The 19,345-nt window shown below is 36.0% G+C and carries 14 protein-coding genes; 11 read left to right on the top strand and 3 right to left on the bottom strand.

The features are described from left to right. Positions 1–4: 4 nt before the first annotated feature. The gene (locus BLT30_RS03620; RefSeq protein WP_089871480.1) at positions 5–1,885 is read left to right on the top strand and encodes a DUF3857 domain-containing protein; all 1,881 of its coding nucleotides are present in this window, start codon (positions 5–7) and stop codon (positions 1,883–1,885) included. 94 nt (positions 1,886–1,979) lie between these two features. After that, positions 1,980–3,866, top strand: coding sequence for a DUF3857 domain-containing protein (locus BLT30_RS03625; RefSeq protein WP_175487122.1), 1,887 nt, complete (start codon positions 1,980–1,982; stop codon positions 3,864–3,866). Between the two features lie 244 nt (positions 3,867–4,110). On the opposite strand, the gene BLT30_RS03635 is transcribed toward BLT30_RS03625, so the two are convergent. Together BLT30_RS03635 and BLT30_RS03640 are read right to left on the bottom strand one after the other, a co-directional pair. Continuing rightward, entirely contained in the window at positions 4,111–7,269 is a 3,159-nt protein-coding gene (locus BLT30_RS03635) for a UvrD-helicase domain-containing protein (RefSeq protein ID WP_089871486.1), read from the bottom strand. 50 nt (positions 7,270–7,319) lie between these two features. Then, a complete protein-coding gene (locus BLT30_RS03640; RefSeq protein WP_089871488.1) occupies positions 7,320–7,916 on the bottom strand; it encodes a ribonuclease HII in 597 nt (198 codons plus the stop codon). A 131-nt stretch (positions 7,917–8,047) separates the two neighbouring features. On the opposite strand from BLT30_RS03640, the gene BLT30_RS03645 reads away from it, so the two are divergent. After that, entirely contained in the window at positions 8,048–10,999 is a 2,952-nt protein-coding gene (locus BLT30_RS03645) for a SusC/RagA family TonB-linked outer membrane protein (protein WP_089871490.1), read from the top strand. A gap of 5 nt (positions 11,000–11,004) precedes the next feature. After that, positions 11,005–12,570 (top strand): SusD/RagB family nutrient-binding outer membrane lipoprotein, encoded by a 1,566-nt coding sequence (locus BLT30_RS03650; protein ID WP_089871492.1) that lies wholly within the window; start codon positions 11,005–11,007, stop codon positions 12,568–12,570. A 126-nt stretch (positions 12,571–12,696) separates the two neighbouring features. Here the strand turns inward: BLT30_RS03650 and ffh are convergent, their stop codons facing one another. Further along, on the bottom strand, positions 12,697–14,061 hold the full coding sequence (ffh, locus tag BLT30_RS03655) for a signal recognition particle protein (RefSeq protein ID WP_089871494.1): 1,365 nt from the start codon (positions 14,059–14,061) through the stop codon (positions 12,697–12,699). A 495-nt stretch (positions 14,062–14,556) separates the two neighbouring features. Here ffh and BLT30_RS03660 point away from each other — a divergent pair, with 495 nt between their 5' ends. The 7 genes from BLT30_RS03660 (at position 14,557) to atpA (ending at position 19,287) form a co-directional block, all read left to right on the top strand. Beyond that, entirely contained in the window at positions 14,557–14,808 is a 252-nt protein-coding gene (locus BLT30_RS03660; protein WP_089871496.1) for an AtpZ/AtpI family protein, read from the top strand. Continuing rightward, on the top strand, positions 14,792–15,163 hold the full coding sequence (locus tag BLT30_RS03665; protein WP_089871498.1) for a hypothetical protein: 372 nt from the start codon (positions 14,792–14,794) through the stop codon (positions 15,161–15,163). The genes BLT30_RS03660 and BLT30_RS03665 overlap by 17 nt, the downstream gene beginning before the upstream one ends. Before the next feature lie 60 nt (positions 15,164–15,223). Then, positions 15,224–16,339 carry a F0F1 ATP synthase subunit A gene (gene atpB, locus BLT30_RS03670; RefSeq protein ID WP_089871500.1) on the top strand — a complete coding sequence of 372 codons (1,116 nt, stop codon included), beginning with the start codon at positions 15,224–15,226 and terminating at the stop codon, positions 16,337–16,339. Positions 16,340–16,374: 35 nt separating this feature from the next. Further along, positions 16,375–16,566 carry an ATP synthase F0 subunit C gene (atpE, locus tag BLT30_RS03675; RefSeq protein WP_027384648.1) on the top strand — a complete coding sequence of 64 codons (192 nt, stop codon included), beginning with the start codon at positions 16,375–16,377 and terminating at the stop codon, positions 16,564–16,566. Between the two features lie 86 nt (positions 16,567–16,652). Next, positions 16,653–17,150 carry a F0F1 ATP synthase subunit B gene (locus BLT30_RS03680; protein ID WP_089871501.1) on the top strand — a complete coding sequence of 166 codons (498 nt, stop codon included), beginning with the start codon at positions 16,653–16,655 and terminating at the stop codon, positions 17,148–17,150. A 5-nt stretch (positions 17,151–17,155) separates the two neighbouring features. Then, positions 17,156–17,692: an ATP synthase F1 subunit delta gene (gene atpH, locus BLT30_RS03685; RefSeq protein WP_089871503.1), complete on the top strand. Its 537-nt coding sequence runs from the start codon at positions 17,156–17,158 to the stop codon at positions 17,690–17,692. 17 nt (positions 17,693–17,709) lie between these two features. Continuing rightward, positions 17,710–19,287, top strand: a complete 1,578-nt coding sequence (gene atpA, locus BLT30_RS03690; RefSeq protein WP_089871505.1) for a F0F1 ATP synthase subunit alpha — start codon at positions 17,710–17,712, stop codon at positions 19,285–19,287. Positions 19,288–19,345: the final 58 nt, after the last annotated feature.

Here is a 19,345-nt window from a genome sequence, read left to right on the forward strand (position 1 = left end):
ATTGATGAAAAAACTAATAACCCTCTTTGTGGTAATGTCTGTCAGGATGTTTTCACAGAATTACGGTATTACTAATATACCAGCAGAACTTTTAAAAAATGCAGATGTTGTCTATAGGAATTATGAGCAGAAATCTGTCGTAAACTCTGTAAGTCAGGTTGATACACATTTTACAAAGGTGGTAACAATCATGAACAAGGCTGGTGACGACTATGCTGCTTTAAAAATTCCATATGATAAGACCAATAAAGTAAGCGATATAAAAGTCAGAACATTTGATGCTTTGGGAAGGCTGTCGAAAACTTATTCCAAAAAAGATTTTTCTGATTATTCTGCTACAGAAGGATTTGAATTATACACAGAAGCCAGAATTTTATACTTAAAGATTATCTCTACAACTTATCCTTACACGATAGAACTTAATTATGATGAAGAGTCTTCTGATACAGCATTCCTAAATCCTTTCTTCACTTTCTACGGTTACAATGTGGCAATAGAAAATTCTTCTTACAGTTTTGAGAACAAGTCTGGAATCAAATTAAGGAGTAATATAAAAAATACAGATTACGGGAAGATTACATTACAAGGTGATGATAATAATTTTTCCCTTTCTTATAATAAAATACCAGCTATTGTAGAAGAAAAATATGCCCCCAATCCTATAACATTGATGCCAAGAGCTGAATTTGCCTTGGATAATTTTACACTGAAAGGCAAACGTGGTGATATGTCCAACTGGCAAAATTTTGGAAAATGGTATAATGAATTGTTGGAGCCGGCATCAAAGATCACCCCTGAGATACAGCAAGAGGTTAATTCCCTAAATCTCAAAGGCACTACAGAAGAAAAGATAAAGACCATTTATCAATATATGCAGAACAAGACCAGGTATGTTTTTGTTGCATTGGGGATTGGCGGCTGGCAGCCAATGTTGGCAGAAGATGTTAGGAAAAAAAGCTATGGTGATTGTAAAGCACTCACTAATTATATGAGGGTGCTCCTGAAAGCTGCGGGAATCCCATCTTATTATTCGGTAATCTATATGGATGAGACACCGAAACTTTTCGATAAGGATTTTCCAAGAATGGATGGTAACCACGTGATTCTTTGTGTGCCGACAGAAAATGGAAACATCTGGCTGGAAAATACCTCCCAAAGAATAGCCTATAACCATTTGAGTTATCGTACAACAGATAGAAATGTGGTTATGGTCAAAGAAAATACGGCGGAAATTGTAGATACTCCAAAATCTATAACAGAGAACAATAAAGAAGTTTTAAGGATCAAAGCCAATATTTCCGCAGATAATAATTTGGATGTTACATCCAGGTTCTCCTATTCCGGAGGGCTGTATGATATGTCTATGCCAATTTTGTCATTAACTCCGATTGAACAAAAAGATGCTCTGAAACATCGTTATGACAACCTGCAATTCTCTAATATCGATATTCAGAATTTGGTCAATGATAGAGATAAGGCTATTATCAATTTCGATTTTAACTTCAAAGCTGCCAATTATTCCAAATCCTTGGGCTCGGATATTTATTTCAGGGCGATTCCTTTTATAGATTCTGATTTCTATTTGGAAGATTCTGAAAGGAAATTGCCGATAGAGATTCCTTTCGGCTTTACAGATGATTATGAGATAGAATATACAATACCTGATAATTATAAATTCGCTGAAAATCCAACGCCCGCAAAAATAGACTCGGAGTTTGGTAGTTTTTCTATGGAGTTTATTAATCAGGATAAAAAGCTTTTGGTCAAAAGAAAATTCATGTTGAAGAAAGGTGTTTTTCCGGCAGATAAAATTTCGGATTATATCAAATTTCGTAAACAGGCCAACAAGATAGACCATACAAAAATACTTATAACCAAAATTTAATTTCAATAACCAACCTATGAAAACTTATTTGTCAATCTTAATTTTATTAATTTCAAACTTATGTTTTTCCCAAAAGTTTCTGGATCCTCCCAAATTGGACATAGAAGATCTAAAATTGACATCTTATACAAAAAATCCTTCTGAAGCCGCAGAAGTGCTATACAGGTCTTATCATTATTATATCACGGACGGAGAGTTGCATCTGGATGTGATTAGCAGAGTGAAAATTTACAAAAAAGATGATGCGAAAAAATTCTTAGAAGAAGAGATCTCTACTTATAACGGGAAGAATAATACCAATGAGAAGATAACATCACTCAAAGTAAATACTTACAATTTAGAGAACGGAAAAATTGCTACAACATCTGTGGACAAAAATTCTAAATATCAATCTAAAGAAACCAAAAATACGACGGTTACAAAATTTGCTTTCGAGAATGTAAAAGATGGATCCGTTTTAGAATACAAATACTCTGTGCTTTCTCCTTGGATCTATGTCATACCAAGAGTTATGATAGAAGATGAGGTACCCATCCGATATTGCGAATATGTTTTCGATACACCCAAATATTATGGATATAATATCAACTATAAGGGAGATCTAAAGCCCGTAAATCAAGATGTAAGCGAAAGGGTTTTGTATGGTGTGGATTGTAGAACTTATCGTTTTGCCTACAAAGATCTGGCACCTTATAGAAATGAGAAGTACGTAAATAACATAGATAACTACAGAACATCAGTTAGAGCTGAGCTTAATTCCACGGATTTTCCTATCACAGGAAGCGGAAGTATCTATGATGGCGGAATCAAAGGAGGCTTCAAATCATATGGGGTTTCTTGGGGTGATATCAGGAAGCAACTGTATGATGATGAAAATTTTGGTGATGAACTAAAAAGAACCAACCTTGTAAAAGAATTGCTTCCCCAGGAAATCAAGTCTATAAAAGACCCTAAAGAAAGAGCTACGGCCATTCTTAAATTTGTTCAGACACAATATAGCTGGAACAGAGAATATGCTGCTTTTACGGATAAGGGAATCAAAAATCTGATCAATACAAAGGTGGGAAATTCTGCAGAGATCAATCTGTTACTAATTTTGCTGATGAGAAGTGCAGATATAAATGCGGAGCCTGTCTTGCTTTCTACTGTTGGAAGAGGTCTTCTGACTTCCTATTCTCCAAGTATAGCAATGTTGAATTATGTTCTGGCCTTTACTGATATTGGTGGAAAACCAACATTGTATGACGCCACTTCCAAAATGACATTGCCAAATATCATTCGTCCGGCCGCTTTGAATTATTATGGCTATGTTATGACAAAAACCGATGCCAAGCAGATCAATGTCCTCTGCCCGGGGAAAAGCACAACTTACCTTACCGTAGATGCAAAGCTGAACCAAGATGGAACGGTTACGGGGAATTTCTCGGACAGGGATACGCAGCTTTACGCCATGATGAACAACGAAAGATATGATCAGGATAAAGCGGCTTACCAGAAAGAATCTTACAAGGAGCGATACACTTTTCCCTTTACAAACATCAAAACAGAGTTATTGGATAACAACGATTTCCAGACCAGTTTTGATTTTGACTCCGACTCTTTTGTAGATGGGATCGGCGGAAAAATGGTGTTCAATCCGTTGTTGTTTTTATATAACAAATCTCACGAGTTTGATCAGACCGAAGAGAGGCGTTCGCCTATTGAGCTGTACACAGGTTACGATAAGATCAAAAAAGTGACCGTCACTTTACCGGATGGTTATATTTTTGAAAACGTGCCGAAGTCCAAAAAGTTCCGGACAGAAGACAGTGCGATCCAATATGTTTACAAAGTAACGCAGGAGGGGAATAAGCTAACTGTAGAAACCACTACAACTGTGGAAGATCCAGTTTATCCCAAAGAATATTATCCGGCTTTCAAACAGATCTTTGATAATATAACAAAGATGGAAGGACAGGTCGTAACTGCCGTTAAGAAATAATAACAGGTCCCGAGTAACATTCTCGGGATTTTTTTATAATATATTGGACAATTTCAAAGGTTGCACTGTAAAATTTTCCGAAAGTCTCCTGTACCCTCGCAACGAACTTTCGTGGCTTCCCGAAAGCTTCCTGCACCCCTGCAACATGGTTTTGTAACTTCCCGAAAGTATGTTGCACCCCTGCGGCAAGCTTTCCGCAGCGCCAGGAAGGCAATAGCAGCCTGGTAAATGACCTTAGGGGAAACTAGATGTAGATCACATCTGTTTTAATGACTTTTTTCCCAAACTGCTCAAGTTTGTTCCTATAAAGCTCAACCTGTTTTTGGTCTTTCTCCTTTTCTTCTCCGGTTTTGAAATCAATGATAATGAATCCCTCATTGGTTTCGATCATCCTGTCCGGCCGATAGGTTTTCGATGTTTCGTTTTCTGTAGCAAACATTTCTCTCTCGTTGATGATTTTGAGATGGTCTTCAAAATACGCTGAGTAATTCTCATTATTCAGAACAGTTTCAATTCTCTCAAGGATCGATCGTTTTTCTTCGCTCGTGATAGTTCCTTCAAGAAGATAAGAATTGAGAACTTTGGAAATATCTTTTTTTGTTTTGATCTTCGACAAGATCTCGTGGGTGAAAATTCCCATTCTTACATGTTCTACACGATTCTGATAACTTTTGGAAGTTGTGGCGATCTCTATGTTAGAAACTTTTTCTGTCGGTTGGGAAATCGAATGGATGCTTTCCGACAAATATTCCCTGGTTTCTTTCCCCTTTTGCTTTTTCAATGATTCTGCTGAGGTTTCGAATACATCAAAAGAATCCTGTTTTTCGCCATTTTCTGCTGGCTGGAATTGTGTCACAAAATCAAATAATTCCAAATGATTCGCAGATTTGTTCGGTTTTTCCAGATAGAAAAAAAGCTGTTCCACAGGTCGGGTTGTCGCAACGTATTGGATGCAGAAACGGTCAATTTTATTGCGATAAGAGTTGATCGAATTGAAGTTTGCCAATTCTTCATCATATCTTTCCAGCTCAGGAGAAAATTGATTCAGAATGACTGTTTTAAGTTCATCTTTGCTTCCCAGATCAAACCATTCCGCAAATTTTTTGTCGCTGTTTTCATTTCTCATTGGGATGAAAACAATCGGAAATTCCAGGCCTTTCGCTTTGTGAATCGTCATGATCTGAATTGCGTCCACATTTTCACTTGCCTGAATACTGATCTTCGAGGCTTCATCTTCCCAGAATTTCAAAAACTCTTTCAATGTTGCACCCGCGTTTTGGGTGTAATTATGGAGCATTTCCAAGAAATTCAGAAGAAAATCGGTTTCTTTATTTTCGACAGAAAATTCGTGGACATAATATTCGATGAAATTATAAAGATTAAGTTGTGGAATGTCTTTCTGGATAAGTTTTACATTATATTTTGAATTAATTAGATCTTCGATTTCCGTTTTCAATTCAAGATCCAGTATCTCTCTGATTTCTGAAGTGAAATCTATCATTTTAATTCTTCCCGAAACATTCAGGAAATACATCATCTTTACCAAAAATTGGCGATTTTTTGGAATAAGGTTCCATTTTAAAAACTCAATCAAAGCTTTGATGGTGAAGGCCAAATCGAGTGTTAAACCTTTTTCAGAAATCGTTTTGATGTAAGTTTCTTTTCCTTTATAATTAACTTTCAGATTCCCCAATAATTGTGAATAATTGAAAATATCCGAATTCCCCCGACAAAGAATGGTAATGTCAGAAAGATCAAAACCGTTATCCAGGCTTTCTTGTATGTCTTTCTGCATTTTTTCCACGGTCTCTTCATAGAAAACATCCTTGGTAGAATTTTCCAGGAGATGAATTTTCACCCGCCCTTCCAATTTGGATTTTGCGCCTTGAACAGCATTTTCCCCGAATATTTTCTGATGTTCCTCATTCAAATCCTGCGACATAAAATCGTATAATCGATTGTTAAAATCGACAATATTTTTTGCACTTCTCCAGTTGAATTCGAGATTTTCCAAAGTCGCAAACTTTGGTGTGATCTCTTTTTTATTAATGATGTTCAGCATTAATTCACTTTCTCCGCCACGAAACCTGTAGATGCTCTGTTTCGGGTCACCAACGATGGTAAAGCTTGTATTCTCGGAAGTGATGCTGTTATCACGCAGTGGCAAAAAATTCTGCCATTGCATAGATGAGGTATCCTGAAACTCATCAAAGAAATAATGCTGAAATTGTGTTCCTACTTTCTCATAGATAAATGCTGAAGGTTCATTCCTAAGATTTTCATTGATCAGAATGTTAAATTTCGAAAGTAAGACCAAGTCATTTTCTTCCTCGATTTCCAATAACTTTTTCTGAATATCAGCATTCACTTTCAAAGGAAGAATGGCTTGTAGAACTTTTTCTTTTTTCTGAGAATTGATATATAGATCGATAATTTCCCGTCGCCACGAAATTAATTGAGGAAGGATTTCCAGAATTTCGGATTGTTTGTGTTTTCCTTTTGTGGAAGCACCTTTTAAAAACGTTTCGAGTTTAGAATCTTCTGATGTCGTAGGAAAGGGGAATTTTTTATCCTTGATTTTATGAAACTCCAAGATATTGACGAAAAATCCACCGATTCCGCTTTTTCCACTTGCAAAATCCTCAATCTCGATATCTCTGTTTTTGATCAATTCCAATGCCTGTTTTGTGATTTCAAGCGACTTGGTTTTATAAGAATTGATGTTTTCCCTGAGCTCATTTTTTTTGTTTTCGTAAGCTTTCCATTCAAAATCTTTGTTTTCCTGCAAAGGCTGATAGTGGACATCGCTCACGAATTTCTTCGCCGAATTATAAAGCGTTTGATTAAGGTTGACACGCTCGTTATTATCCAGATTGTAATTGACGAAATCCATAAAAGCGTCTGAAACGGTTTCGTCTTCGCCAATTTCATCCAGCATTTTGTCAACTGCCTCAATCAAATATGGTTCTGGTTGAATTTCCAGATTGAAGTTCTGAGCCAAACCTAATTCATAAGAAAAACTCTTTACCAATCGGGAATTGAACTTGTCAATCGTTCCGATATTAAGTGTAGAATAGTGATGCAAAATATAATCGAGAACTTTCTGAGAACGGTAATTCAAGTCCTCTAGAGTAACTCTATAACCTTTTTCTGCAAGCGTATCCTGGATGTTTTTAAGATCTTGATTTTCGGGATAATTGTCTTTCACAAATTCGCCAAGATAGAAAAGGATCCTTTCCTTCATTTCTTTGGCCGCTTTGTTGGTGAAGGTCAATGCCAAAATGGTTCTGATGGCATCAGACTGATTGGGAAATCTCAAACAAATCATCAATAGGTTCTGAACCAAGCGATAAGTTTTACCTGACCCTGCAGAAGCATTGATGACGGTGTATGAATTTTGCATCCTTATATATTAGGTTAAAGAAGCAATTTACAAAATAGTTTCAAATGATATCAATCAATTTCCACATCATAGTCCAGGCGGAAGGACTTTCTGTGATGAATATTTGGCCCGAATTTCTTCAAAGCTTTTTGATGAGTTTTTGTACAGTACCCGAAATTGGTGTTCCATCCATAATCCGGAAATTCATCGTGAAGCTTTATCATTAAGTTATCACGATAATTTTTTGCAAGGATAGACGCCGCTGCAATTGAAAGATATTTACTATCACCTTTGATGATGCAATGGTGCGGAATATAGTTATAAGGATGGAACTTGTTGCCATCAACTAAAATCAGTTCAGGTCTTGTTTTAAGTTGGTCGAGTGCGCGATGCATTGCGTGGAGACTGGCTTTTAGTATATTATGCTGGTCTATGAACTCAGGCGAAAGTTCAGCAATGGCAAAGTCAATCGCATGTTCACGGATATAAAGGTCAAGATTTTGACGCGTTTTAAAATTTAACGTTTTAGAATCGTTAACTAAATTTTGCTTAAAATTTTTATCGACAATTACAGCGGCAGCCACGACCGGTCCGGCTAAGCAGCCTCTTCCGACTTCGTCGCAGCCGGCTTCTATAAGTGTTTCTGAAAAATTTTGTATTAGTTGCATAATAAAAAATAATATGACAAAGTTATGTATTAGTAAGGCTTTATTAAATATTATTAACAAATTTTTAAGAATTTATGTTGTATATATTAATAATGTTTTGCATTTTTGTTTATTGAAAAATTTGATTTGATATGAAAAAATTAACAACAAGTGTGTTGGCAGTAGTTCTTTCGTCGTCTTTTGCAATGGTTTCTGCGCAAAAGGTAAAAGATACGGCTAAGACGCAGGATATCGAAGGCGTAGTAGTAACGGCTTTGGGTATCAAGAGAGAGAAAAAGGCGTTAGGTTATGCCACTCAACAAATTTCAGGAGATAATATTTCTGATGCTGGGCAAAGCAATGCGGTGAGTGCTTTATCAGGTAATGTTGCGGGTGTACAAGTTACGGCAACGTCTTCAATTGGTGGCTCAACTCGTATAACAATGAGAGGAATCAGTTCCATAACTGGAGAGAATAGACCTTTGATTGTTGTTGATGGTGTTCCTCTTGATAATACTAACATCAATAATACAGATACTCAAAGAGGAGCTGGTGGACGAGACTATGGTGATGCCTCATTTGATATAAGTCCTGATGATATCGAAAGTGTAACCGTTTTAAAAGGTGGTCCAGCAGCAGCTTTATATGGAGCAAGAGCTGGTAATGGTGCTATTTTATATACAACCAAATCTGCTAAGAAAGGTCGTACATCAGTGGAGATAAATACTGGTGTGAGTTTTGAAAATGCATATATAAAACCTAAGCTCCAGACCCAATATGGTGGTGGTTCATCAAGTACGTTACCAACGGCGACTATTAATGGACAACTTTATAATATAATGGATTATGGAACCGATGCGTCTTGGGGACCAAAATACGATCCAAATTTGATGTATTTACCTTGGAATGCCTTTGATCCAGAATTTGCAAGTGACTATCTAAAGCCTGTGCCATTTATAGCACCTAAAAAAGATGTTGATAGTTTTTGGGATACTGGAGTGAATTACACAAACAACTTTTCTGTATCTCAATCATTTAACGATACTAATGTACGTTTGTCTTATACAAATACTCAGCTTAATGGGATAGTTCCAAATTCTAAGGTTAATAAAGATAATATGTCAATTAATCTTAATACAAAACTATCTGAAAGATTAAAAGCAGAAGCTAATATTAATTATATTGTGACAAGAGGTTTTAACAGACCAGAAACGGGTTATGGTGATAACTCAGTAGCACAAAAATTTTATCAGTTTGGACAAAGAAATTTGGATTTTTCTAAATTGAAAGATTATAAATTAGCTGATGGTAGTCAAAGAACTTGGAATAGAACTGCATGGGATGATCCGACACCAGCTTTTTCTGATAACCCTTATTGGACAATTTATGAAAACACATCATTAGATAAAAGGGTTAGAACATTCGGGTCTGCAGGAATAACTTATTCATTCAATAAGCATTTGTCGGCAACAGGAAAAGTTTATGCAGATACTTATTCATTGACAAATTCAACCAGAGTTGCTGTTGGATCAGCTGCTATTCCCGGCTATGCTTTAACTAAAAGAAATATATCAGAATATAACTATGAAGGTAGACTTCAATATGATAATAATTTTGGAGACTTTAGTATTACAGGTTCTGCCGGGTTCAATTATAGAGACAATAAGAGTGAAAGATTAACTGGTCAAACTAATGGTGGATTAATTATTCCAGGACTTTATAATTTAAGTAATAGTTTAAGTTCTGCTCAAACTTCAAATTTTGCTAGTCATTTAGCAGTTAAAAGTTTATTTTATTATGCTTCTTTAGGTTATAAGGATTACTTATTTGTGGAAACTACTGGTAGAAATGACTGGTTCTCCAATCTTAATGATGATCAATTCTACCCTTCTGTTACAGGTAGTTTTGTGTTTACAAAATTAGTTAATGCAGATTGGTTAAGTTTTGGTAAAATTAGAGCAGGTTGGTCAAAAATTGCTCAATCTTCACCTGATGCGTTTATCAGAGAAAATTACACCGATGTTGGTGCTGTGATTGGTTCTACAACTGTAACATCACCATTTGGAGGAGCACCTATGTATTCTAATCCTAACACTAATAATGATCCAAACATTAGACCAGAGTTAAAGTATACTAAAGAAATTGGTCTTGAGCTAAGTTTATTTAAAAATAGAGTAGGTTTAGATTTTACTTATTATGATGTTAGTTCAAAAGATCTTATTCTTCCCGTACCAGTCGATCCTTCAACAGGATTTCTTTTTACTAGAATAAACGCTGGGGAGATGACAAATAAAGGGGTTGAAGTATCCTTGAACGTAACTCCTGTAAAATCAGATAATTTTTCTTGGAGTTTAAATGCGAATTTTGCTAAAAATGTCAATAAATTAGTATCATTGTACCAAGATTTAGAAAGGTATATTATTACAAATGCTCCTTTTAGAGCACAATTGGCAGCAGACGTAGGTTCAGCATATGGAGCAATTATGGGAACTGATTTCGTCTATGATGCTAATGGTAATAAGATAATTGATGATAATGGATTCTATAAAGTTTCTGCATTAAAGAATTTGGGTTCAATTTTGCCAGATTACAATTTGGGTATTAGATCTACTTGGAAATATAAAAGCTTAACTCTTTCTGCTTTATTAGATATTCAACAAGGTGGAAAATATTTTTCTACTACTAATATGTGGGGACACTATTCGGGAATGCTAGAAGATACTGCCTTGGGAGGAAATAGAGAGGGAGGAGTTGTGTTAGATGGTGTAAAAGAAGATGGTACTCCTAATACTACGAACATATCTGCTGTTGATTGGGGACTTTCTTATTATGGTGGAGTTGATAAACTGAATGTTTTTGATGCAAGCTATATTAAGTTAAGAGATGTTACATTATCTTACGATTTACCAAAAACTATTATTGGAGATGCATTCCAAGGTATTAGAGTTTCTGCTTTTGCTCGTAATCTTTTTGCTTGGAATTTGAGTAATAAAGGTATTGATCCTGAGAATACGTCATATGGCTCTGGAAACATTCAAGGTCTAGAAGGTGGATCACTTCCATCAACTAGAATATATGGATTTAATGTAAATTTTAAATTTTAATTATAATGAAAAAGATATTATATATAGTTTCAACAGTTACAATGCTTTTTAGCTTGACAAACTGCGCTGATAAGTTTGATGAAATTGATGTTAATCCAAATCAAACGAGTCATCCTCTAACATATGGAATTTTTAATAGTACTATGAGGGAATATTTGACCGAAATGAGAGGGTCTTTTTCTTCTGGTAGAGTTGCCCTTCCTTGGGTTCAATATTCTGCTCAAAGAACATATACTGAAGAAGACAGATATCAATACCGTTTAACAAGTGGTGTTGCAATTTGGTCGGTTAGTTACAGAGTAGCACAAGATTATAAACAAATTATAGATTTAAATACTGATCCTGCTACTAGAAGTCAGGTTAGTGCCTATGGTCCAAATGATAATCAGATAGCGGCTTCAAGAATTATGTTATCATATATCTTTTCAAATCTAGCAGATTCATTTGGTGATATTCCTTATTATTCATATGGAAATAAAGATGCAGATTTTCAAGCTCTCAATGTTAACGGTCAATTACAACCAAAATTTGCAAGTCAAGCTAAAGTTTATGCTGATATTCTAAAAGAATTAAAAGAAGCTTCTGAGATGATTGTGCCAGGAGTAGTATTCACTTCGGGTGATAGATTATTTGGTTCTTCTGCAAAAATGAAAAAGTTTGCAAACTCTTTGAGGTTGCGTATAGCTACTAGAGTTAAAGGCGTAGTTCCTGGAGCAGAAGCTCATATTGCCGATGCTATTGCATCAGGTGTAATGACTTCAAATGATGATACGGTAGGTCTTACATTTGAGAATAATTTAACTTATCCGTCACCAATGTACAATGATTTTAGAACAAGATCGGATTTAGCTATTTCTAAAACATTTGTTGATTTGTTGAAAGGAAATAAAGGAAATTTTGGTTTAGATCCTAGATTATTTAAGTATGCAACTCCTAAGGGTGTGGCAAAATCTCTGATACTTGCAGGAACATCACCAGAATCTACAAATCCTGCAGATTTTGTAGGAATGCCTTATGGAGTTTCTAGTTCAGCAGCACCAAGTCAAGCTTCTGCAGGTAATTTTAATTATTTTAGTAAGAATGTTTACAAAATGGATTACACAGAAGTTTTGATGGAGTTTTCTGAAGTACAATTTTTGCTTAGTGAAAATAATGGTTGGTCACAGACAGAATATATAAATGGTGTTAAAGCTTCACTAAGTAGATGGGGGGTTGATCAAACTTCTGCAAATGCATATGTTGCTTCATTGCCTCCAGCGTCTAAAGAAAATGTTATAACGCAAAAATATATTGCCCTTTATATGCAGCCATATGAGGCTTGGTCTGAATATAGAAGAACAGGTTATCCTAATACTTTGTTGTTGCCAGGTCAAACGGGAACATACAACGTTCCTTACGAAGGATCAACTACCTATACTTTTACGTCTTTAATAGATGGATTAACTGATCTACCAACGCGTTTGTATTATCCAACATCAGTTCAGTCTCTTAATCGTGTAAATTATGAAGCTGCTTCTACTAGTATCGGAGGAGATAAAATGAACACTAAATTAATCTGGGATAAAAATTAATAGTATTATCTAAATTAAATAAAAAACCGCAGCAATGCGGTTTTTTTATGCTATCAATTTTCTAAAGTATAAATACAAAAAACCGAAGTATTATACTTCGGTTTTATATTATAATAAATTATTGAATTACTTCCCAAACAATCCACCACCCATTCCAGGCATATTCGGCATTTTGCTCATCATTTGCATCATTTGTTTACCTTGAGGTCCTTGCATCATTTTCATCATTTTTCCCATTTGATCAAATTGTTTCATTAGTGCATTCACATCTTCCAGTTTTCTACCAGCACCTTTAGCAATTCTTTGCTTTCTGGAAATATTGATGATAGAAGGTCTTCTTCTCTCGTCAGGTGTCATTGAGTGGATGATTGCTTCTATATGTTTGAAAGCATCATCATTGATATCTACATCTTTAATAGCTTTTCCAACTCCTGGAATCATCCCCATTAGATCCTTCATATTACCCATTTTCTTGATCTGGTTGATTTGCTTCAGGAAGTCATCAAAACCAAATTCATTTTTAGCAATTTTCTTATGAAGTTTTTTAGCTTCCTCTTCATCAAACTGCTCCTGAGCTCTCTCTACCAAGGAAACAACATCTCCCATTCCAAGGATTCTGTCCGCCATCCTTTCCGGATAGAAAAGGTCGAGCGCCTCCATTTTTTCTCCGGTAGAGATAAATTTGATTGGCTTTTCTACAACAGAACGGATTGTCAAAGCAGCTCCACCTCTCGTATCACCATCTAATTTAGTAAGAACAACCCCGTCAAAATTCAAAGTGTCATTGAAGGCTTTTGCGGTATTCACAGCGTCCTGTCCCGTCATCGAATCTACTACGAAAAGCGTTTCAGTCGGTTTAATGGTTTGATGAACAGATTTGATTTCGTTCATCATTTGCTCATCAATCGCCAAACGACCAGCCGTGTCCACAATCACAGTATCAAAACCATTTGATTTTGCATAATTGATCGCATTCTCAGCAATAGAAGTCGGGTTTTTATTTTCTAGCTCGGTATAAACTTCAATATTGATTTGTCCTCCCAGAACTTTCAATTGGTCGATTGCCGCAGGTCTGTAAACGTCACAAGCTACCAAAAGTGGTTTTTTGCTTCTTTTTTGTTTCAGATAATTCGCTAATTTTCCTGAGAAAGTTGTTTTACCAGAACCCTGAAGACCAGCAATCAAAATAACGCTTGGTTTTCCGGAAAGATTGATTCCTTCTTGGGAACCTCCCATCAAATCTACCAATTCGTCGTGAACAATTTTCGTCATCAATTGTCCCGGCGTTAGCGAAGTCAAAACGTTTTCTCCAATCGCTTTATCCTGAACTCTTTTTGTAAGGTCTTTTGCAACTTTATAATTTACATCGGCATCCACCAATGCTCTTCGGATTTCCTTTACCGTTTCTGCAACGTTGATTTCCGTGATTTTTCCACGTCCGGAGATATTATGAAGCGCTTTATCTAGCTTGTCTTGTAAACTGTTGAACATAACTTTAATAAGATATTTAAGGTTGCAAAAATAAGAAAATTAGATGATTTGTTAATGAGATAATTTGAAAATGAGGCAATTTGAATTTTTATTCCGCAATCATTTATCAACCATCCTTTATATCCTTTATATAATTTGGGCAGCTTAATCCGCCTTCCGCTCCCAATCTTTTCACTCCGCTGCGCTGCGTAAAAAGGATTTCCGCTCAAGTCGGGCTGCAGATTCAACGTAAAACAACATTTGACATAAAATATAACTAGGAAACCTAACGAAATGATTCGGCGGAGTCAATCTTAACTTAGCTGTCGAGATTTCTACGGAATGATAAACTGGATGTTACAATTATATTTTCTTAGCTGAGCGAAGCGCCTTTGCTAACCTCAAAATATTTTCAATAATGTCAAAAAATCATTGCGCACTTTGCGATAAAATCCGACACAAGAATTGTAAATCTTTCAAGTTGTCCAGAATGTTTACTTTTGCAAAAATCAAAAATTGGAAGACAAAAAAAATAACGTATCCAATTCCTTACGCAAGTATGGGAAATATTCATCTGTTGTTTTTCAGATGTTGTTCATTATTGGGATTGCTTTTTGGGGTGGACATCGATTGGATTTGTATTTTGAAACTGGGTCCAATGTCTTGGTTTTAGTGATTGGATTGAGCGGACTTTGTCTTTCCTTATATACAACTTTGAAACGACTTGAAATTTTAAATAAAGAAGAAGAAAATGCAAAACAAAAGTAATATTGCCATCAGTGTGGTGTTTTTCCTCACATTCATCATCCATTTTATTCTTTGGAAATTTATTTTTCATCTGGACGAAGTTACAATTATCAAGTTTTATCTTTTCTTAAGTATCATTTTTATGATGATGATAACTTTAATTATTCTCATCAATAAGATCGTTCCACAGTTCCTCGGACTCGCAGTAATAGGGCTCATTTTGGTGAAATTCGGAATGATGTATCTGATAAAAAATAAGCTTCATTTCGAAGAAATCCCTAATTACAAGTTTCATTTTATTATTCCATATTTTGTTCTGACAGCGTTGCTTACGTACTATGCAATTCAGTTAATTAATTATGACAAAAAACAGTAAAATTATTCTTCAAAAGAGAAAAAATAGTCTATTTTTGCAAAACGAAAAAAAAATCTACCGATGCTAAAGAAAACGGCAATTTTATTTTACAGTTTATTGATGTTTGCAACTGCTTTTGCTCAGCACGAAAATGTTGAAAATCAACACGGTAAACCTGTAACTGAAACTCCGGAACTTTCTGGAAAAGAAGAGAGAACCAAGGAAGTTAAAGAATTCGTAGATCATCATATTTTGGATGCTCACGATGTTGCCTTGATGGTTAAAGACGGTCATCATATTGGTTTTCCTTTACCGGTCATTATTTATGATGAAGGGTTTCATTTCTTTATGAGTAACACTGAGGGTGTAGACGGGCATGAGTTCATTCACGGTTCTCCAGTAGAAAGCAATGGTAAATTCTATATACTTCACCACGAAAAAATCTATAGAACAGATTCCAAAGGAACTTTGACATTAGATAAAGACCATCACCCAACTGAAAAAAGAGTTTTGGATTTGTCAATTACAAAAAGTGTTTTGGTTATTTTCTTAGTTGCGGTTCTAATGATCGTATTGTTCGGAGGAATGGCGAGGTCTTACAAGAAATCTCTTGTTCCAAGTGGTGCTGCAAAATTCCTGGAGCCAATCATTATTTTCGTAAGAGATGATATTGCGATTCCAAATATAGGACACAAGTATAAGAGATTTATGGGTTATCTGTTAACTGTATTTTTCTTTATCTTATTCCTGAATGTTTTAGGTTTGATGCCTTTCGGGATCAACGTAACTGGTAATATTGCTATTACATTCTTCTTAGCAATTATGACTTATTTGATTACGACTTTCTCCGGCTCAAAAGATTACTGGAAACATATCTTCTGGATGCCGGGAGTTCCTGTTCCAATGAAGTTTATTATGATGCCTATCGAATTGTTGGGGACATTGACCAAGCCTTTTGCATTGATGATTCGACTTTTTGCAAATATGACAGCTGGTCACATCGTTGTAATGACTTTGATTGGTTCAATTTACATTTTCGAAAATTGGATTGCTGGAGTTGCATTCCCGTTCCTGACATTCGTAATTTATTTATTAGAAGTATTAGTAGCGTTCTTGCAGGCTTATATCTTTACAATGCTTTCTGCTTTGTTTATCGGTATGGCTGTTGAAGAGCACGAGCACGAACACGCTCATTAATTAAAATTATAAAACAATTTTTTAAATTATATATTATGGAAATCCCTAGAATTATTGGTGCAGGTCTTATTGTACTAGGTGTAGGTATCGGTCTTGGAAAAATTGGTGCTGCTGCTCTTGAAGCAATCGCTAGACAACCAGAACAATCTGGAAAAATCCAAACTGCTATGCTTATTGCTGCTGCACTAGTAGAAGGTGTTGCTTTCGCTGCGTTATTCGCATCATAGGCCAAACAAAATTCAAAACATTGTTGCAACGGTTGGTTGCAACAATGTTTAATTAAAAAATTTAAAAAACTTAATCTCACTATATAATGGAATTACTTCATCAGTTTTCATCAGGATTATTTATCATTCAGTCCATCATTTTCTTGATCTTACTTTTCGTATTAGGGAAATTTGCTTGGAAACCAATTCTTAAATCTATCGACGAGAGAGAAACTTCTATCATCGATGCGCTTAACCAGGCTAAATTGGCTAAACAAGAAATGGCTCAGTTGAAAGAAGATAACGAAAGAATCCTTCGCGAAGCAAGAGCTGAAAGAGACGGCATCTTGAAAGAAGCGAGAGAAATGAAGGATAAAATTGTAAATCAAGCTAAAGACAGCGCTAAAGTGGAAGGTGAAAAATTGATTGAAGCGGCTAGACAATCTATCCAAACGGAAAAGAATGCTGCAATGGCTGATATCAAAACTCAAATCGGAACTTTGTCTGTGAACATCGCTGAAAATATTCTTAGAGAGAAATTGAACAACGATGGCGCTCACAACGCTTTGGTAGAAAATATTCTTAACAAATCTAACCTTAACTGATCAGGATGTTAACATCTAAAGTAGCTAAAAGATACGCACAAGGTTTATTGGATTTCACACAGGAATCTGGTAATACGGAAGCTGTTTTCAGTGAGATGAAGGATATTGTGAAAATAATGTCAACTTCCAGAGAACTGAATCAGTTTGTGAATACGCCGATCATTGATGCCAGAAAGAAAGAAGCTGTGGCTTTGGAGATCTTCAAAGATTTTTCTACGGTTTCTAAAAACATCATCCGATTGGTTATCAAGCAAGGTAGAGAATCTCAGCTTAGAAATATCGCTCAGGAATTCATAAACAAAGTAGAAGATATCAAAGGAACTCAAAGAATCACTTTGGTTACTGCGACTGCTTTGTCACAAGAAAATATTCAGAAGATCATTGCTGATTCCAAAATGGTAAATGTTTCCAACTATGATTTGGAAATGATCATCAAACCTGAGATCTTAGGAGGTTATATCCTAAGAGTAGGTGACCAGCAAATCGATGCATCGGTTAAAACAAAACTGAGCAATATCAAAAAAGAATTTCAACTTAATTAAGAAAAAACAACCATATAATGGCAGAAATAAATCCGGCAGAAGTATCAGCGATACTGAAGCAGCAATTAGCAAATTTCGATACTCAATCTAACGTAGAAGAAGTTGGTACTGTTCTTACGATAGGGGATGGTATTGCTCGTGTTTACGGTTTAGAGAACGTACAGTACGGAGAATTGGTAAAATTCGAGGCTGGAGTAGAAGGTATCGTTCTTAACCTTGAAGAAGATAATGTAGGGGTTGCACTTCTTGGTGAATCCAAATTGGTAAAAGAAGGTGATACTGTAAAAAGAACTCAAAGAATCTCTTCTATCAAAGTTGGTGAAGGAATGCTTGGTAGAGTTGTTGATACATTAGGAAATCCAATCGATGGTAAAGGTCCAATCACTGGAGAACTTTATGAGATGCCATTGGAGAGAAAAGCTCCGGGAGTTATCTTCCGTCAGCCGGTAACTGAGCCGTTACAAACTGGTATCGTTGCGATTGACTCAATGATTCCTGTAGGAAGAGGACAAAGAGAGTTGATCATTGGTGATAGACAAACTGGTAAAACAGTTGTGGCTATTGATACCATTATCAATCAAAGAGAATTTTATGATGCTGGGCAGCCAGTATATTGTATATATGTTGCAATCGGACAAAAAGCTTCGACTGTAGCGCAAATCGTTAAAACATTAGAAGACAAGGGGGCCTTGGCTTACACAGTTATTGTAGCGGCTAACGCTTCTGACCCGGTTCCAATGCAGGTTTATTCTGCAATGGCAGGTGCATCTATCGGTGAGTTCTTTAGAGATACTGGTAGACCGGCTTTGATCGTTTATGATGATCTATCAAAACAAGCGGTTGCTTACCGTGAACTTTCTCTTCTATTGAGAAGACCACCGGGACGTGAGGCTTACCCAGGTGACGTTTTCTATCTTCACTCAAGATTGTTGGAAAGAGCTGCAAAAATTATCGCTGATGATACAATTGCTGCTCAGATGAACGACCTTCCGGAAACTCTTAAACCAATCGTAAAAGGTGGGGGTTCTTTAACTGCACTTCCAATTATCGAAACTCAGGCGGGTGACGTTTCTGCATATATTCCTACAAACGTGATCTCTATTACAGATGGACAGATTTTCTTGGAATCTGATCTGTTCAACTCTGGGGTTCGTCCAGCGATTAACGTTGGTATCTCTGTATCCAGAGTAGGTGGTAATGCTCAGATCAAATCAATGAAAAAAGTGTCTGGTACTTTGAAGCTGGACCAAGCTCAATATAAAGAATTGGAAGCGTTTGCTAAATTCGGGTCCGACCTGGATGCTGCAACTCTTGCAGTTATCTCAAAAGGTGAGAGAAACGTGGAGCTTCTTAAGCAGCCAGTTAATTCTCCGCTTCCGGTAGAAAATCAAGTTGCGATGATCTACGCAGGAACTGAGAACTTATTGAGAAATGTTCCAATCAGAAAAGTCAAAGAATTCCAGGTGGAGTATGTTGACTTCTTGAAGAACAAACATCCAGAAGTAATGTCAGCACTCAAAGCTGGTAAGATTGATGATTCGATTACAGGTACTTTGAAACAAGTTGCAACTGACCTTGCAGCGAAGTATAATTAAAAAAATTCAATGTTCAGAGTTTAATGAACTTTAAACTCTGAATTTTAAACTTTGAATA

Origin of the sequence: Epilithonimonas hungarica, assembly GCF_900102265.1 — a bacterium.
Classification (GTDB): domain Bacteria; phylum Bacteroidota; class Bacteroidia; order Flavobacteriales; family Weeksellaceae; genus Epilithonimonas; species Epilithonimonas hungarica.

Excerpts from the sequence above, each read along its gene's own strand:
- atpE (WP_027384648.1), top strand. The coding sequence starts at position 16,375 with ATGGAAATCCCTAGAATTATTGGTGCAGGTCTTATTGTACTAGGTGTA.
- BLT30_RS03640 (WP_089871488.1), bottom strand. The coding sequence starts at position 7,916 with ATGCAACTAATACAAAATTTTTCAGAAACACTTATAGAAGCCGGCTGC.
- BLT30_RS03650 (WP_089871492.1), top strand. The coding sequence starts at position 11,005 with ATGAAAAAGATATTATATATAGTTTCAACAGTTACAATGCTTTTTAGC.
- atpB (WP_089871500.1), top strand. The coding sequence starts at position 15,224 with ATGCTAAAGAAAACGGCAATTTTATTTTACAGTTTATTGATGTTTGCA.
- BLT30_RS03680 (WP_089871501.1), top strand. The coding sequence starts at position 16,653 with ATGGAATTACTTCATCAGTTTTCATCAGGATTATTTATCATTCAGTCC.
- atpH (WP_089871503.1), top strand. The coding sequence starts at position 17,156 with ATGTTAACATCTAAAGTAGCTAAAAGATACGCACAAGGTTTATTGGAT.
- BLT30_RS03635 (WP_089871486.1), bottom strand. The coding sequence starts at position 7,269 with ATGCAAAATTCATACACCGTCATCAATGCTTCTGCAGGGTCAGGTAAA.
- BLT30_RS03665 (WP_089871498.1), top strand. The coding sequence starts at position 14,792 with ATGCAAAACAAAAGTAATATTGCCATCAGTGTGGTGTTTTTCCTCACA.
- atpA (WP_089871505.1), top strand. The coding sequence starts at position 17,710 with ATGGCAGAAATAAATCCGGCAGAAGTATCAGCGATACTGAAGCAGCAA.
- BLT30_RS03620 (WP_089871480.1), top strand. The coding sequence starts at position 5 with ATGAAAAAACTAATAACCCTCTTTGTGGTAATGTCTGTCAGGATGTTT.
- ffh (WP_089871494.1), bottom strand. The coding sequence starts at position 14,061 with ATGTTCAACAGTTTACAAGACAAGCTAGATAAAGCGCTTCATAATATC.
- BLT30_RS03645 (WP_089871490.1), top strand. The coding sequence starts at position 8,048 with ATGAAAAAATTAACAACAAGTGTGTTGGCAGTAGTTCTTTCGTCGTCT.